This window comes from Streptomyces sp. NPDC024555 (genome assembly GCF_055559335.1).
This window is the reverse complement of the sequence record NZ_JBVHKV010000004.1, coordinates 127,145-142,724: the sequence shown is the minus strand read 5'-3', so window position 1 is coordinate 142,724 and position 15,580 is coordinate 127,145. Positions and strand designations below refer to the sequence as shown.

Annotated in this window: 12 protein-coding genes and 1 tRNA gene; 10 read left to right on the top strand and 3 right to left on the bottom strand. The window is 73.9% G+C overall.

Annotated features, from left to right (window positions below):
* Positions 1-6: 6 nt before the first annotated feature.
* Positions 7-1,506: a CoA-acylating methylmalonate-semialdehyde dehydrogenase gene (locus ACZ4FH_RS08295; protein WP_385110968.1), complete on the top strand. Its 1,500-nt coding sequence runs from the start codon at positions 7-9 to the stop codon at positions 1,504-1,506.
* 96 nt (positions 1,507-1,602) lie between these two features.
* Here ACZ4FH_RS08295 and ACZ4FH_RS08290 read toward each other — a convergent pair whose 3' ends face one another.
* The gene (locus ACZ4FH_RS08290; protein WP_467303221.1) at positions 1,603-2,328 is read right to left on the bottom strand and encodes a VC0807 family protein; all 726 of its coding nucleotides are present in this window, start codon (positions 2,326-2,328) and stop codon (positions 1,603-1,605) included.
* A 206-nt stretch (positions 2,329-2,534) separates the two neighbouring features.
* Between ACZ4FH_RS08290 and ACZ4FH_RS08285 the strand changes: the two genes are divergently transcribed.
* The 6 genes from ACZ4FH_RS08285 to ACZ4FH_RS08260 all read left to right on the top strand — a co-directional run bounded on the left by ACZ4FH_RS08285 (position 2,535) and on the right by ACZ4FH_RS08260 (position 10,086).
* Positions 2,535-3,128, top strand: coding sequence for a DUF4291 domain-containing protein (locus tag ACZ4FH_RS08285; RefSeq protein WP_467303219.1), 594 nt, complete (start codon positions 2,535-2,537; stop codon positions 3,126-3,128).
* A gap of 116 nt (positions 3,129-3,244) precedes the next feature.
* Positions 3,245-4,009, top strand: a complete 765-nt coding sequence (locus tag ACZ4FH_RS08280) for a hypothetical protein (RefSeq protein WP_467303218.1) — start codon at positions 3,245-3,247, stop codon at positions 4,007-4,009.
* A 147-nt stretch (positions 4,010-4,156) separates the two neighbouring features.
* Positions 4,157-6,817, top strand: coding sequence for an alpha/beta fold hydrolase (locus ACZ4FH_RS08275; RefSeq protein ID WP_467303216.1), 2,661 nt, complete (start codon positions 4,157-4,159; stop codon positions 6,815-6,817).
* Positions 6,814-7,701, top strand: coding sequence for an ABC transporter permease (locus ACZ4FH_RS08270; protein ID WP_467303214.1), 888 nt, complete (start codon positions 6,814-6,816; stop codon positions 7,699-7,701). Before ACZ4FH_RS08275 ends, ACZ4FH_RS08270 begins: the two co-directional genes overlap by 4 nt.
* A 146-nt stretch (positions 7,702-7,847) precedes the next feature.
* Entirely contained in the window at positions 7,848-9,452 is a 1,605-nt protein-coding gene (locus ACZ4FH_RS08265) for a vWA domain-containing protein (RefSeq protein ID WP_467303213.1), read from the top strand.
* 187 nt (positions 9,453-9,639) lie between these two features.
* Positions 9,640-10,086, top strand: coding sequence for an anthrone oxygenase family protein (locus tag ACZ4FH_RS08260; protein ID WP_467303211.1), 447 nt, complete (start codon positions 9,640-9,642; stop codon positions 10,084-10,086).
* A 13-nt stretch (positions 10,087-10,099) separates the two neighbouring features.
* Here the strand turns inward: ACZ4FH_RS08260 and ACZ4FH_RS08255 are convergent, their stop codons facing one another.
* Both ACZ4FH_RS08255 and ACZ4FH_RS08250 read right to left on the bottom strand, forming a co-directional pair.
* Positions 10,100-10,414, bottom strand: coding sequence for an L-rhamnose mutarotase (locus ACZ4FH_RS08255; RefSeq protein ID WP_467303209.1), 315 nt, complete (start codon positions 10,412-10,414; stop codon positions 10,100-10,102).
* Between the two features lie 231 nt (positions 10,415-10,645).
* Positions 10,646-10,718: transfer RNA gene (locus ACZ4FH_RS08250), tRNA-Arg, on the bottom strand.
* Between the two features lie 317 nt (positions 10,719-11,035).
* On the opposite strand from ACZ4FH_RS08250, the gene ACZ4FH_RS08245 reads away from it, so the two are divergent.
* The 3 genes from ACZ4FH_RS08245 (at position 11,036) to ACZ4FH_RS08235 (ending at position 15,444) form a co-directional block, all read left to right on the top strand.
* Positions 11,036-12,688, top strand: a complete 1,653-nt coding sequence (locus ACZ4FH_RS08245) for a dynamin family protein (protein ID WP_467303543.1) — start codon at positions 11,036-11,038, stop codon at positions 12,686-12,688.
* Positions 12,685-14,709, top strand: a complete 2,025-nt coding sequence (locus ACZ4FH_RS08240) for a YfjP family GTPase (RefSeq protein ID WP_467303207.1) — start codon at positions 12,685-12,687, stop codon at positions 14,707-14,709. Before ACZ4FH_RS08245 ends, ACZ4FH_RS08240 begins: the two co-directional genes overlap by 4 nt.
* A gap of 102 nt (positions 14,710-14,811) precedes the next feature.
* On the top strand, positions 14,812-15,444 hold the full coding sequence (locus ACZ4FH_RS08235) for a single-stranded DNA-binding protein (protein ID WP_467303206.1): 633 nt from the start codon (positions 14,812-14,814) through the stop codon (positions 15,442-15,444).
* Positions 15,445-15,580: the final 136 nt, after the last annotated feature.

Below are 15,580 nucleotides of genomic sequence, written 5' to 3'. Positions count from 1 at the left end.
CACAGCATGAAGACCGTCAACCACTGGATCGGTGGAAAGACCGTCGAGGGCGCGTCGGGCACCTACGGCCCGGTCACCGACCCGGCGACCGGGGCCGTCACCACGCAGGTCGCGCTCGCCTCCCCGGAGGAGGTCGACGCCGCGGTGGCGGCCGCGAAGGCGGCGTACGCGACGTGGAGCACGTCCTCGCTCTCCGCCCGCACCGCGGTCCTGTTCCGCTACCGCGCCCTGCTGGACGCGCACCGCGACGAGATCGCCGCCCTGATCACCGCCGAGCACGGCAAGGTGCACTCGGACGCGCTGGGCGAGGTCGCCCGCGGTCTGGAGATCGTCGAGCTGGCCTGCGGCATCACCACCCAGCTCAAGGGCGAGCTGTCCACCCAGGTCTCCAGCCGGGTCGACGTCTCCTCGATCCGCCAGCCGATCGGGGTCGTCGCGGGCATCACCCCGTTCAACTTCCCGGCCATGGTGCCGATGTGGATGTTCCCGCTCGCCATCGCCTGCGGCAACACCTTCGTCCTCAAGCCCAGCGAGAAGGACCCCTCGGCCGCCAACCTGCTCGCCGAACTGGCCTCCGAGGCCGGGCTCCCGGACGGTGTGCTGAACGTCCTGCACGGCGACAAGGTCGCCGTCGACGGCCTGCTGAACCACCCGGACGTCTCCGTCGTCTCCTTCGTCGGCTCCACCCCGATCGCCCGCTACATCCACACCACCGCCTCCGCGAACGGCAAGCGCGTCCAGGCGCTCGGCGGCGCCAAGAACCACATGCTGGTCCTGCCCGACGCCGACCTCGACGCCGCGGCCGACGCCGCCGTCTCCGCCGCGTACGGCTCGGCCGGTGAGCGCTGCATGGCGATCTCCGCCGTCGTCGCGGTCGGCGCCGTCGGCGACGACCTGGTCGCCCGCATCAAGGAGCGCGCCGAGAAGATCAAGATCGGTCCGGGCAACGACCCCACGTCCGAGATGGGCCCGCTGATCACCGCCGCCCACCGCGACAAGGTCGCCTCCTACGTCACCGGCGCCGCCGCCCAGGGCGCCGAGGTCGTCCTCGACGGCACCGGCCACACCGTGGAAGGCTTCGAGAACGGCCACTGGATCGGCCTCTCGCTCCTCGACCACGTCTCCACCGACTCCGACGCCTACAAGGACGAGATCTTCGGCCCCGTCCTGTGCGTGCTGCGCGTCGACACGTACGAGGAGGGCGTCGCCCTCATGAACGCCTCGCCGTTCGGCAACGGCACCGCGATCTTCACCCGCGACGGCGGCGCCGCCCGCCGCTTCCAGCTGGAGATCGAGGCCGGCATGGTCGGCGTCAACGTCCCGATCCCGGTCCCCGTGGGCTACCACTCCTTCGGCGGCTGGAAGGACTCCCTCTTCGGCGACCACCACATCTACGGCAACGACGGCGTGCACTTCTACACCCGCGGCAAGGTCACCACCACCCGCTGGCCCGACCCGGCCGACGCCCCGGCCGGCGTCGACCTGGGCTTCCCCCGCAACCACTGACACCCCCACCGCGACACACCGCAGGGCCGCTCCCCCGGGGCGGCCCTGCGGTGGTCCGTGGACGGGGCCCGGCCGGGCCCCGTCGGATGCGGGGGGTCAGCGGGCGGAACCGGCCGCCGTATCCTCGGCGATCATCCGCTCCATCGGGCCGACCCCGAGGCGCCCCGAGACCACGAAGGCGAGCAGCATCGCCACGACGAGGACCACGGTGCCCGCCCACACCATCGTCTCGACGGGCAGGGCGTACGCCCCGGCGGCCCGGACCGCGCACTCGGCCAGCAGCGCCGCGCCCCACACCAGGGAGAACCGCCGCTCGGCCCGCCGGAACGCGGCCGAACCGGCCGACAGCCGTTCCCAGGCAGCCGACTTGGCCGCCTCGCCCCGGGTGATCCACGGCCGGACCACCTCCGTCATCATCGGCCGCCCGCGCACCACGCTCAGCAGGACGACCAGACCGATGGTGCTGCTCACCCCGCTGTCCTTGAGGAGCATCAGCCGCGCGTCCCCCGACACCAGGCCGAGCAGCAGGCTCACCACGTTCACCGTCACCATCAGCGCGGCCAGGGCGTTCAGCCGCCGCTCGCGGACCACGCCCCACACCGTGCGCACCGCCGGCACCGCACTGCTCCAGGCCAGCGCCGCGAAGGTGCTCAGCCCGGCCGACTTCAGCGCGTAGTACGAGGCGAGCGGCACCGCCACATCGAGCAGCAGCGGCTTCAGGCTGTCCAGCAGCGCCCCGCGCGGCGAGAGCGGGGCCTCCCCGGCCGGAACGGCGGACGGAAGGGCGGCGGGTGCGGCGACTGCGGCGGCCGGGCTGCTCATCTCGGTGTCCTCCCCGTGGTGCGGGTCCCTCACGGCGCCCGCTGCGATGGGTCCATCCTGTCCGCCGGGCCCGCCTCCCCGGCAGAGAAGGGTGTACCGGACTCCGTATGACGAATGTCAGGGACCGGGGATGACACCGGCCGGGCGGCGCGGGCCCGCGAAAACCCGTTCGCCTCCGTCCCGTTCCCGGTGCTGGGATGGTGCGCATGACCGAAGCACAGCCGCCGCAGCACGGGATCCGGGCCCTGCACACCGCCACCACCGTCACCGTCTACCAGGCGTACAGGCCCTCCCTCGGCCTCCCCGCCGCCCGGGACGGCCGGTTCCCGGCCGCGTGGAAGCGGGACCGCATGACCTGGATCAAGCCCAGCTTCCTGTGGATGATGTACCGCTGCGGCTGGGCGGAGAAGGAGGGCCAGGAGACCGTCCTGGCCGTCGAGATCACCCGCGAGGGATTCGACTGGGCCCTCGCGCACGCTGCACTCTCCCACTACGTCCGCGGCGCGCACCCCGACCGGGCGAGCTGGCGGCGCGAGCTGCGCGCGGCCCCGGCCCGCGTCCAGTGGGACCCCGAACGCGATCTGCGTCTCGAACGCCTCCCGTACCGCTCGCTCCAGCTCGGGCTGGCGGGGGAGGCGTCACGGCGGTACGCGGACGAGTGGACCGTGTCCATCCGCGATGTCACGCCGCTGGCCCGGGAGATCCACGGACTGGTGCGGGCGGGAGACCTCGACACGGCCCGGGGGCTGCTCCCGGAGGAGACGCCGTATCCGGCCCCGGAGCGCGTACCGGGCTGCTGAGGACGGGCCGGGGGCCGTTCCCGGACGGATGTCGCTTCGCACGCGTACGCGGGCCCGCCCGGTGGGATCATCCCTCGAAGGAGCGCGTACACCGGACGGGCCGAGGGGGCGACGGAATGATCTCCGAACCGGAAATGGCCGGGGAGGACGGGACGTTCGGGGCTCCGGCCCCGCCCGAGGTCCTGGATCCGGGCGAGCGGCCGCCGCCTCCGGTACGCGAACGCCGCCCGCGCGGCCCGTGGCAGCGGTGGCTCTGGGCGCTCGGCGGGGCCGTGGCCGCCTCCGCCGTCTGGGGCGCCGCGGTGATCGCGTACCAGCCGGGGGACCGGACACCGGACATGCACGGGTACCGGCTGGACAAGGACCCCTGCCCCGGGATCGGGCTGAAGGCGATCGGGGCGGCGATCGCGCCGAGGAGGCAGGGGAGCTACCTGCCCGCCGATGTGCTGCGCCATCCCGTGCTCGACCGCGCCTCCTGCTCCATCGGCCTCCGGGAGAAGGACGAGCGGGCGAACCGGGACGGCGTCGACCGCTACAGCGTGAGCGTCGAGATCGCCCTGCACAAGAAGACCGACCCGCGCGAGGAGTTCGAGGCCCGGCGCAACGATCCGGTGCTGGGCCTCCACTCCGAGACCGAGGTGGAGATCGTTCCGGATCTCGGCGAGAAGGCGTATCTGCTGACCGCGCCGGGCGGGGAGACGGAACTGCGGGTCCTGGACGGCGGCGCGGTCTTCTCCCTGCGGCTCACCTCCTTCTTCGTCTCGTCCCTCGGCCCCGGCGAGGCCCGGGTCACCGTCGACGACGACGAACCGTCCGCGAGCGCCTACCAGTCCGCCCTGATCAGCGACATGCGCGACCTCATGGCGAGCCTCAAGCACTGAGCCGTGCCCGGACGGCCCGCCCGGCCAGGGGCGTCCGGCGTACCGCGAGCGCAGTACGCCGGGGCCGTGCCGTACGCCCTGAGGAGGCCGGGGAGTTCCGCCCGGCGGACCGCGTGGGCCCGGCGGCGCGCCGCATAGGCTCGACGCATGGAGACCCCTACTGCGCGACCCTCCCGGTGGCGGCGCCTGCTGCCCCGGTCCCGCGGCCGGTGGGCCGCGGGCATCGCCGCGCTCGCCGTGCTGGCCGGAGCCGGCACCTGGACCGCGGTGGCCGACGACAGCGCGCCGGCCGTGCGCCGCCAGGACCGGATGATGCGCGTCGACGGGGTGTCCCTGGACACCTCGTACTTCACCAGCGGCGGCACCGGACGCCGGCCCGCCGTCCTCATCGGCCACGGCTTCGGCGGCAGCAAGGAGGAGACCCGGGCCCAGGCCGAACGGCTGGCCGCCGACGGGTACGCCGTGCTGACCTGGTCCGCGCGCGGATTCGGGAAGTCGGGAGGGGAGATCGGGCTCAACGCGCCCGACCGCGAGGTCAGGGACGTCTCCCGGCTGATCGACTGGCTGGCCGGACGCCCCGAGGTGCTGCTCGACGGCGCGGGCGACCCGCGCGTCGGCGTCACCGGGGCCTCCTACGGCGGCGCCGTGTCCCTGCTGGCCGCCGGGTACGACCGGCGCGTCGACGCCATCGCCCCGGCCATCACGTACTGGAACCTCGCCGACGCCCTGTTCCCCGACGGGGTGTTCAAGAAGCTCTGGGCCGGCATCTTCGTCACCACCGGCGGCGGCTGCGAGAAGTTCGAGAAACAACTCTGCGCGATGTACCAGCGGGTCGCCGTCACCGGGAAGCCGGACAGCGCCGCCCGGGACCTGCTCACCGCACGCTCCCCGAGCGCGGTCGCCGACCGGATCAAGGTCCCCACGCTGATCGTGCAGGGCCAGACCGACTCCCTCTTCCCGCTCGGCCAGGCCGACGCCATGGCCCGCGCCGTCCGGGCCAACGGCGCCCCCGTCGCCGTCGACTGGATCGCCGGCGGCCACGACGGCGGCGACCCCGAGACCGACCGGGTCCAGCGACGCGTCGGCGCCTGGTTCGACCGCTACCTCAAGAAGGACGAGGGCGCCTCCACCGGACCCGCCTTCCGCGTCACCCGCACCGGAGGCATCGACTCCACCGACGGTGCCGTCCGCACCCGGGGCGCGAGCGGGGACACCTACCCCGGACTGGGCAGCGGCCCGCACGCCGTCGAACTGCGCGGAAGGACCCAGCGGTTCGACAACCCGGCCGGGGCGAGCCCGCCCGCCGTCTCGGCCGTACCGGGGCTCGGCGGCGGGATCGCACAGCTCTCCACCCTCGGCGTCGGCCTCTCCCTCGACTTCCCCGGCCAGTACGCCCGCTTCGACTCCGCCCCGCTCACCGCACCGCTCCGCGTCACCGGCGCACCGACCGTGCGCGTCACCGTGACGGCCCAGAAGGGCGACGCGGTCCTCTTCGGCAAGGTGTACGACGTCTCCCCGGACGGCAAGCAGCAGCAACTGCCCGCCCAGCTCGTCGCCCCGTACCGGATCACCCCCGCACAGCAGGGCAAGCCGGTCGAGCTGACCCTGCCCGCCGTGGACCACGCCTTCGACGCCGGGCACCGGCTGCGCCTCGTGCTCGCCGCCACCGACCTCGGCTACGCCTCCCCGGCCGCGCCGGCCGCGTACACCGCCTCCCTCGACGGACCGCTGACCCTGCCCACGGCCCCCGGACTGACCACGGCCCCCGCCGCCCTGCCCTGGTGGACCTGGGGCCTGCCGGCCGCCGCGGTCGTCGTCGCCGCCGTCCTGCTGCTGACCGCACGCCGCCGGACCACCGCCCCCGCCCCGGACCCCGCACTCGCCGACGTACCGCTGAGGATCACCGGCCTGTCGAAGAAGTACGCCGGGGCCACCGACCGGTACGCCGTCCGCGACCTCTCCTTCCGTGTCGAGAAGGGGCAGGTCCTCGGCCTCCTCGGACCCAACGGCGCGGGCAAGACGACCACCCTGCGCATGCTCATGGGGCTCATCACCCCCGACGAGGGCGAGATCCGCGTCTTCGGACGGGCCGTCCGCCCCGGCGCACCCGTGCTGTCCCGCGTCGGCTCCTTCGTCGAGGGCGCCGGATTCCTGCCGCACCTGTCCGGCCGCGCCAATCTGGAGCTGTACTGGAAGGCCACCGGACGGCCCGCCGGGGACGCGCACATGGAGGAGGCCCTGGAGATCGCCGGACTCGGCGACGCCCTGGCCCGCGCCGTGCGCACCTACTCCCAGGGCATGCGGCAGCGCCTCGCCATCGCCCAGGCCATGCTCGGCCTGCCCGATCTGCTGATCCTCGACGAACCGACCAACGGCCTCGACCCGCCCCAGATCCGCGAGATGCGGGACGTGATGATCCGGTACGCGGCCGGCGGCCGCACCGTCATCGTCTCCAGCCATCTGCTGTCCGAGGTGGAACAGTCCTGCACCCACCTCGTGGTCATGGACCGCGGCCGGCTCGTCCAGGCCGGTCCCGTCGCCGAGATCACCGGCTCCGGTGACATGGTGCTGGTCACCTCCGCCCAGGAGATCGGCGAACCGCTCGCCGGGAAGATCGCCGCACTCCCGGGGATCGGCTCCGCCGTGCGCACCGACGACGCCCACGGGCTGCTCGTCCGCCTCGACGGCGCCACCACACCCCAGCTCGTCGGCGAACTGGTGCGCCTGGACGTGCCGTTGACCGGTGTCGGCCCGCACCGCCGCCTGGAGGACGCGTTCCTCACCCTGATCTCCGGAGGCTCCGCATGAGTACCGCAGCCGCTCTCCCCGACCCCGCCGAGGCCCCGGAGGCCCCCGGCTACCGGGCCCGGCGGACCCTGCCGCTGCGCGTCGAGGCCGTCCGCCAGCTGCGCCGGCGCCGCACCCTGATCATGGGCGGGGTGCTCGCCGCACTGCCGTTCGTCCTGATCGCGGCCTTCGCCATCGGGGGCACCCCCGACGGCGGCGGCCGGGGCGGTGACCGGATCACCCTGATGGACACCGCGACCGCGTCCGCGGCCAACTTCGCGGCGACCTGCTTGTTCGTCTCGGCCGGATTCCTGCTGGTGGTGCCGGTGGCACTGTTCTGCGGCGACACCGTGGCCTCCGAGGCGAGCTGGTCCTCGCTGCGCTATCTGCTGGCCGCGCCCGTGCCCCGGGCCCGGCTGCTGTGGAGCAAGCTCGTGGTGGCGCTCGGCTTCAGCCTCGCCGCGATGGTGCTGCTGCCGGTGGTCGCCCTGGCGGCCGGCGCGGCCGCCTACGGCTGGGGCCCGCTGGAACTGCCCACCGGCGGCGAACTCGCCGCCGGCGACACCGTGCCCCGCCTCGCGCTCGTCGTCGCGTTCGTCTTCATCTCCCAACTGGTCACCGCCGGACTGGCGTTCTGGCTCTCCACGAAGACCGACGCGCCGCTCGGCGCGGTGGGCGGGGCGGTCGGGCTGACCATCGTCGGCAATGTGCTGGACGCGGTCACCGCGCTCGGCTCCTGGCGTGAGTTCCTGCCCGCCCACTGGCAGTTCGCCTGGGCCGACGCGCTCCAGCCCGATCCGGAGTGGGCCGGCATGGCGAAGGGCGCGGCCGTATCAGTGACCTATGCCCTGATCCTGATCGCGCTGGCCTTCCGGGGGTTCAGTCGTAAGGACATCGTCTCCTGACCTCTGCCCCCTGTTTCCTGCCCCTGATTCGCGGAGCGCCCCGCCGTTGCCGCATCGCAACCCTTCCGCAACCAACTCGCGGGTCCGCCCCACCGGTTCGCGCGTCACATTCACGAAAGGCGACACGACGACACTGGGGGTAGGGGATGGACCGCAGGACGCGGATGTACCGGGGAGCGGTGGGGCTGCTCCTGGCGGGCGGGGTGCTGCTCACGGGCTGCTCGGGGACGGACTCCGACCGCAGCTCCGCGACGAGCGACAAGCGCGGACCGGCGCCCGCCCCGGCCGCGACCGGCGGGGCGGTCCCGGGCGGCGGGACGGCCGGGGAGCGGCAGCAGGGGGCGGACGCGGACAGCCGGAAGAAGCCGGACGGGCTGACGGCGACCGCCCGCCCCGACTACCTCTCCACGTTCGCGCTGGACGTCGACACCGCCTCGTACGGCTACGCCCGCCGCACCCTGGCGGACGGCCGGCTGCCCGCACCGGAGACCGTCCGGCCCGAGGAGTTCGTCAACAGCTTCCGCCAGGGCTACCGGCGCCCGGCCGGCAACGGTTTCACCGTCTCCGTCGACGGGGCCCGTGCGGGCGGCGAGGGCGGCGACTGGTCACTGGTCCGGGTCGGCCTGGCCACCAGGGCCGCCCCGAGCACCGCGGAGCGGCCGCCCGCCGCCCTCACCTTCGTCGTGGACATCTCCGGCTCCATGGCCTCGCCCGACCGGCTCGGCCTGGTCAAGACCTCCCTGGGCATCCTCACCGACGAACTGCGCGACGACGACTCGGTGGCCCTGGTCACCTTCAGCGACGAGGCGCGCACCGTCCTGCCGATGACCCGGATCCGGGACCACCGGCAGCGGATCCACGACGCCGTCGACTCCATGGAACCCACCGACTCGACCAATGTGGAGGCGGGGGTCCGGCGCGGTTACGAGGAAGCCGTCGACGGCCACCGCAAGGGCGCCAACAACCGCGTCGTCCTGCTCTCCGACGCCCTGGCCAACACCGGGGAGACCGACGCGGACGCCATCCTGGAACGCATCGGCAAGGCCCGCCGCGACTACGGCATCACCCTGTTCGGCGTCGGCGTCGGCAGCGACTACGGCGACGCGCTGATGGAACGGCTCACCGACAAGGGCGACGGCCACACCACGTACATCTCCGACGAGGAGCAGGCCCGCAAGGTCTTCGTCGACCAGCTCCCCGCCCACATCGAACTGACCGCCCGCGACGCCAAGGCGCAGGTCGCCTTCGACCCGGAGACCGTGCGGAAGTTCAAGCTGATCGGCTACGAGAACCGCAGGGTGGCCGACGACGACTTCCGCAACGACGCCGTGGACGGCGGCGAGGTCGGCCCCGGCCACACCGTGACCGCCCTCTACGCCGTGCTCCTGCGCGACGGCGCCTCCGGCCACGTCGCCACCGCGACCGTGCGCTGGCTGGACCCCCGCACCCGCGCCCCGCACGAGAGCACCGGCTCCGTGGAGGTCTCCCGCGTCCGCGGCGCCCTGTGGAACGGCGGCAGCGACCGCCTCCAGGTGACCGCCACCGCCGCCTACTTCGCCGAGGCCCTGCGCGGCGAGTCCCTCCCCGGCTCCCCCTCCCTGGCCACCCTCGCCACCCACGCCGAGGACCTGGCCACCCGCACCGAGGACGACGCGGTGGCCCGCCTCGCCACGATGATCGGCCAGGCGGACCGGCTCAAGGGCGGCCGGGGCGGCCCGGAACCGAGGACGGACGAGGGCGAGATGGACTGAGCCCGCCGAGAGGGCGAGAGGGAGGGCGCGGCACGGAGCAGGGCGGTGGCGAGACGGACCGGCGGCCCCCAACTGTTCGCACGGGCGGCGCGTGGTCACGGCCGCGACAGACCGGAGCCCGCCAACTGGTCGCACGGGCATGCGAATTCATCCCGTGCGACCGGGCCCGACCGGCCATGATGGGCCCATGGACTCCCTGTTCCTCAGCCTCTCCGTCATCACGACCGGCCTCTACGCGGGCTTCCTGCTGACGTTCCTCGTCGCGATCATGCCCGGCATCGCCGCCCTGCCCGACGCGGGCTTCACGGCGGCGATGCGCCGTTTCAACGAGAAGGTCCCGGGGCCCGTCTTCCTGCTCCTCTTCCTCGGCGTGATCGCCTTCCCCGCCGTCGCCGCCTTCACCGAACACGGCGAGGACGGCTGGCCCCTCGTCCTCGCGGCCCTGGCCTGCGCGGTCGCCTCCCACCTCGTCACCGTCGCCGGCAACATCCCCCTGAACAACGCGCTCGCCGCCTCCGAGGGCGGCGACGACACGGCCGCCCGCACCGCCTTCGAACGCCGCTGGAACACCCTCCACCGCATCCGCACGGTGCTCTCCCTGGCCGCGTTCGTCCTGGCCGCCCTGGCGGTCTGAGCACGGAGCCCGGTCACGCCAGGTGGAACACCTCGGCCAACGGCACCATCGCCTCGTCCGCCGCCTCCGTCTGCTCGAAGAACTCCGCCATCTCCCGCTGCCACCGCCCGTTCACGTCGGTCGCCGCCATGGCCTCCCGCGCCGCGTCGAAGTCCTCCGTCTCCAGATAGCCCACGAGCAGCCCGTCCTCCCGCAGGAAGAGCGAGTAGTTCCCCCACCCCGCCGCCGACAACGCCTCCAGCATCTCCGGCCACACGGCGGCGTGCCGCGCCCGGTACTCCTCGATCCGGTCCGTGCGTACGTTCAGCAGAAAACAGACACGCTGCATGTGCGGTGCTCCCGGCTCCCGGAATGAAAGGATTCAATCGCCGCTGGAAAGCTAGATGCGGGGTGGGGCCGGCGTCAATGGGTTGGGTGGTGTGCGGCCGGCCGTGGGCGTTTATGCCGGCACTACGCGGCGCCCGCTAACGTGCGCGATGCGCTCGGAATGCCCCCGCAAACCGCTCCGACCAGCGAAAAGGCCCCCCGGTCGGAGGGCCCTGCGGTCGTCTGTTCTGTGCGCCCCCGGCAGGACTCGAACCTGCGGCCAAGTGCTTAGAAGGCACCTGCTCTATCCACTGAGCTACGGGGGCCGGGTGTGGGCCTCGGCGGCCTGGAGCCCTGGGACCGGGCGGTCCGTGACCTTGCCGGGACAAGGATAGGGCTCCATTGGGCTCGGCCCGGTTGCTTCACCTGCGTGGCACGATGTGTAGGTTCGGTGAAGCGAGACGATAATCGCAGGTAGGTGCGATTCATGCATCGCTTTTGACGCCCCACGCCCCGGGTGTTGTGCACTCGTTATGCCTGCGCCCCACTCGTCCCCTCTGTCCGGACGGGGGAACCGGCGCGCAGAGGTGGTTATACGCTTCAAAAAGGCTCCAAAATTGGGCATTCTTCGCATGTGGTGACCTTGGACGTACGGCCTCAGCTCATCGACGCACTCTCCGCCCTGCGCGACTGTGTCGCCGCCGTGCGTCTTCCCCTCCCGCTCCCGGGCGCACCACGCGCCCGGCAGACCAGGACCGAGCTGCTGGCCCAGCTCGACGACTATCTGCTGCCCCGGCTCAAGGACCCCGAGGCACCGCTCCTCGCCGTCATCGGGGGATCCACCGGGGCCGGAAAGTCCACGCTCGTCAACTCACTGGTCGGGCGCCGGGTCAGCGAGGCCGGGGTGCTGCGCCCCACCACCCGTACGCCCGTCCTCGTCTGCCACCCGGACGACCAGCACTGGTTCACCGGCATCCGGGTCCTGCCGCAGCTCACCCGGGTCTGGCTGCCGCCGGAGGAGTCCGCCGACCCGGGGCAGTGCGACGACCTGGACGGACTCGACGGGAACGCGGCCGAGGAGGGCACCGCGCTGCGCCTGGAGACCGCCACCGGACTCCCGCGCGGCCTCGCCCTGCTGGACGCCCCCGACATCGACTCGCTCGTCGTGCGCAACCGGGTGCTGGCCGCCGAACTCATCTGCGCCGCCGACGTCTGGGTCATGGTGACGACGGCGTCCCGCTACGCCGACGCCGTGCCCTGGCATCTGCTGCGCACCGCGAAGGAGTACGACGCCTCGCTCGTCACCGTCCTGGACCGGGTCCCGCACCAGGTGATCGCCGAGGTGTCCCGCCAGTACGGGGCCCTGCTCACCAAGGCGGGGCTCGGCGAGGTGCCCCGCTTCACCATCCCCGAACTCCCCGAGTCCGCGGGCGGCGGAAGCGGACTGCTGCCCACCACCGCCGTCGCCCCGCTGCGCGCCTGGCTCGCCCACCGCGCCCAGGACCCGGCGGCCCGTCAGCAGGCCGTCGGACGCACGGCGGCCGGGATGATCGACTCCCTCGACGTCCGGATGCCCGCGCTCGCCGGGGCGGTGGCCGCACAGTACGCGGCGGCCGTGCGGCTGACCGGCCTGGTCGAGGACGCCTACCGCACCGAGGGCGCCCGCGTCCGCCGGCGGCTGCGCAACGGCGGCGCGCTGGCCGGGGACGCCCGGACCCGCTGGCGCGGCTATCCGCTCTACAGCACCGCCGACGAGGTCCTGGACGCCCTCGTGGAATCCCTGGCCGCGCTCCTGGAGTGCGCGGTGGCCGCCGCCGACGAGCAGATCCGCGCCACGTGGCGCCGCGAACCCGCCTCCGGCGGCTTCGCCTTCGAGTCCGCGGGCCGCGAGGACGGCGGCTGGGGACCGGCCGAGGACATCCGGGGCCGGATCGCCATGACCGTACGCCGCTGGCGCCGCGTCCTGGAGGAACTGGCCGAGGAGGAGGTGCGGCTGATGGAGCGCCACACCGCCCCGGCCCCCGAGACCGTCGCCGCCCTGCTCGCCGCCGCCCTGCTCGGCGGACGCCGGGCCCGTACCGCCGGTGAGCAACTGGCCGAACGCATCGGCGCCCAGGGCGCCCTGCGCCTGCGCGACAAGGGCGGGGCGCTGCTCACCAGCTACCTCGACCAGGTGCTCGACGGCGAACGCGACCGCCGGCTCGCTCCGCTGGACCGGATGGACGTGGCCCCGGAGCCGCAGGCCGAACTGATCGCCGCCCTGTCCGTACTGCAGAAGGAGAGGTGGCAGCGATGACTGCCGTCACTGACGAAGGCCCCGGACGAGGCGGGGACGCCGCTTCCCGGGAACCCGCGCCCTCGTCCGTGCCCGGTCCGGGCGCGGACGCCGAGCGGACCCGCGGGCGGACCGGCGAGGGCTGGGACGACGGGCTCATCGCCCGCCGCGCCTCGGCCGCCGCGGGGACGGAACCGTCCGAGGACCCCGCGATCCTGCCGGAGGACGAACTGCGGCCCCAGGTCGAGGCGTACGTACCCTCCGGCAGCCCGCTCGGCCCCCGGCTGGACGCCCTGCGCGAACTCGTCGGCCTGTCCCGGGCCCGGCTGGACCGGTCCGATCTCGCCGAGGCCGGACGGGTGCTCGACGAGGCCGCCGCCCGGCAGCGGCTCTCCTCGCGCCACACCGTCGTCGCCATCGCCGGAGCGAGCGGCAGCGGCAAGTCGACCCTCTTCAACGCCCTCGCCGGCACCCAGATCTCCGAGACCGGACTGCGCAGGCCCACCACCTCCCAGCCCCTGGCCTGCTCCTGGACGGACGGCGCGGCGGGGCTGCTGGACCGCCTCGCCGTCCCCGGACGCCTCAGGCGCAGGCCGCAGACCACCGGCTCCGCCGCCGACGAGGCGCTCCAGGGCCTCGTCCTCGTCGACCTCCCGGACCACGACTCGGCGGCCCGGGGCCACCGCGACCAGGTGGACCGGGTGCTGGCGCTGGTGGACGCGGTGATCTGGGTGGTGGACCCGGAGAAGTACGCGGACGCCGCCCTGCACGAGCGCTATCTGCGCCCGCTCGCCGGGCACGCCGAGGTCACCTTCGTCGTCCTCAACCAGATCGACCGGCTGCCCGGTGACGCCGCCGACCAGGTGCTCGACGATCTGCGCCGCCTCCTCGACGAGGACGGCATGGCCGTCGGCGAGCACGGCGACCCCGGCGCGACCGTCCTGTCCCTGTCCGCCCTGACCGGTGACGGCGTGGGCGAACTGCGCGACCTGCTGGGCCGGTTCGTCCAGGAGCGTACGGCTGCGACGCGCCGGCTCTCCGCCGATGTGGACGCCGCCGCGGCCAGGCTCCGCCCCGTGTACGTCGCCGAGGGGCGGCCGGGGCTGGGGGAGCGGGCCCGGGAGGAGTTCGCCGACCGGCTCGCCGACGCGGTCGGGGCGGCCGCCGCCGGACAGGCCGCCGAGCGCGCCTGGCGCCGCAACGCCGGACGCGCCTGCGGCACACCGTGGCTGCGGCTCTGGCGCTGGTACGAGGCGACCCGCCGCCCCGGCGGCCCCGACCCCACCCCCGTCACCGCGCCGCCCGAGGAACACCTCACGGCCCGTCAGCGCGTCGAACAGGCCGTCCGCACCGTCGCCGACGACGCCGCCGCCGGACTGCCCGGCCCCTGGGCCCAGGCCGTCCGCGAGGCCGCCGTCCACGGCGCGCGCGACCTCCCCGAAGCCCTCGACGCACTCGCCGGACGGGCCGCCGGGGTCGAGGCGACGAGCACGAGCACGGGCATGGGGGCGGGGACGGGTTCCGGGACGGGGAGCGACGGGGATTCCGGGGCCGGGGAGCGCGGGGGTGCCGGTGCCGGTGTCTCCGCCGGTTGCGGGGGCCGGGGCGAGGCCGGGCGTGGGGAGAGCGGGCGTGGGGAGAGGGGGCGTGGGGAGGCCGGGCGTGGGGGTGCGAAGCCGCCCCGGCCCGCCTGGTGGCCCGCCGCCGTGCTCGCCCAGGTGGCGATGACGCTGCTCCAGGTCTTCGGCGGTCTGTGGCTGGCCGGCCAGATCATCGGCGTGCTGGAGCCGGGGCTGCTGACCCCCGCGCTGCTGATGCTGGCCGGGATCGTGGGCGGCCCGTTGGTGGAGTGGTCGTGCGCGGCGGCGGCCCGGGGGCCGGCCCGGCGGTACGGGCAGGAGGCCGAGCGGCGGTTGCGCGAGGCGGCCGCGGCGCTGGGGCGGGCCAAGGTGCTCGATCCGGTCTCGGCCGAACTGGTGCGGTACCGGGAAGTGCGCGAGCGCTTCGTGGCGGTGACGGAGTTTTCCACAACGGGGCGTTAGTCCACAGGGTTCAGCGGGAATTCCGCCTCCCCTTCACGATGGAACCGGTGACGGCGCGTATGAGCGCGGTCACGGAATCCGGACCGAAGGGGAGGCGGAGTCATGAACGAGACCTTGGTGACGCTGGTGGGAAACGCGGCTACGGGTGTGGAGTTCCGGGAGACGGCGAGCGGGGGAATGGCGCGATTCCGGTTCGCCGTGACACCGCGCCGCTGGGACCGCGAGAAACAGCTCTGGACCGACGGGCACACCAGCTTCTACACGGTCTGGGCCTGGCGCACCCTGGCCGCGAATCTCTCCGGCTCGGTCGCCGTCGGTGAACCCCTGGTGGTGCACGGCAGGCTGAAGGTGCGCGAGGAGGAACGGGAGGGGCAGCGGCGCACGTTCGTGGACATCGAGGCGACGGCGGTCGGCCACGATCTGACCCGGGGGACGTCCGCCTTCCGGCGCGCGGTGAGGGCCGATTCGGAGCGGACGGCGGTGACCCGGGGCGGCGGTGGAGCGGAACCGGACCCGTGGGCGGTGCGGGAACGGCCGGGCGCGGAGCCGGGGGACGGCGAGCGGGGAGAGGACGGTGAAGGGGACCGGGCGGCGGAAAACGATCGGCCGGCGGACCGGGTGCCGCCGGACGGTCCGGTACGGGACGAGGGGGCGGGGGAGCGCGGCGAACGGCCCGTCACCCGGCGGCGGACAGGGCGTCAGAAGAAGGACCGGGAGCTGGTCGCCGCGCCCTGACGGGCCGACGGAACGTCATCGGGGGAATGGCGATTTCCGGCCAAGATTCCCGTCGAACGGGCCCGGATCCGGTGCCCGGAGCCGGTCGGCGGGGTCATTGCGCGGGATAACGATTCCGAGTCGGAATGCTTGTCGG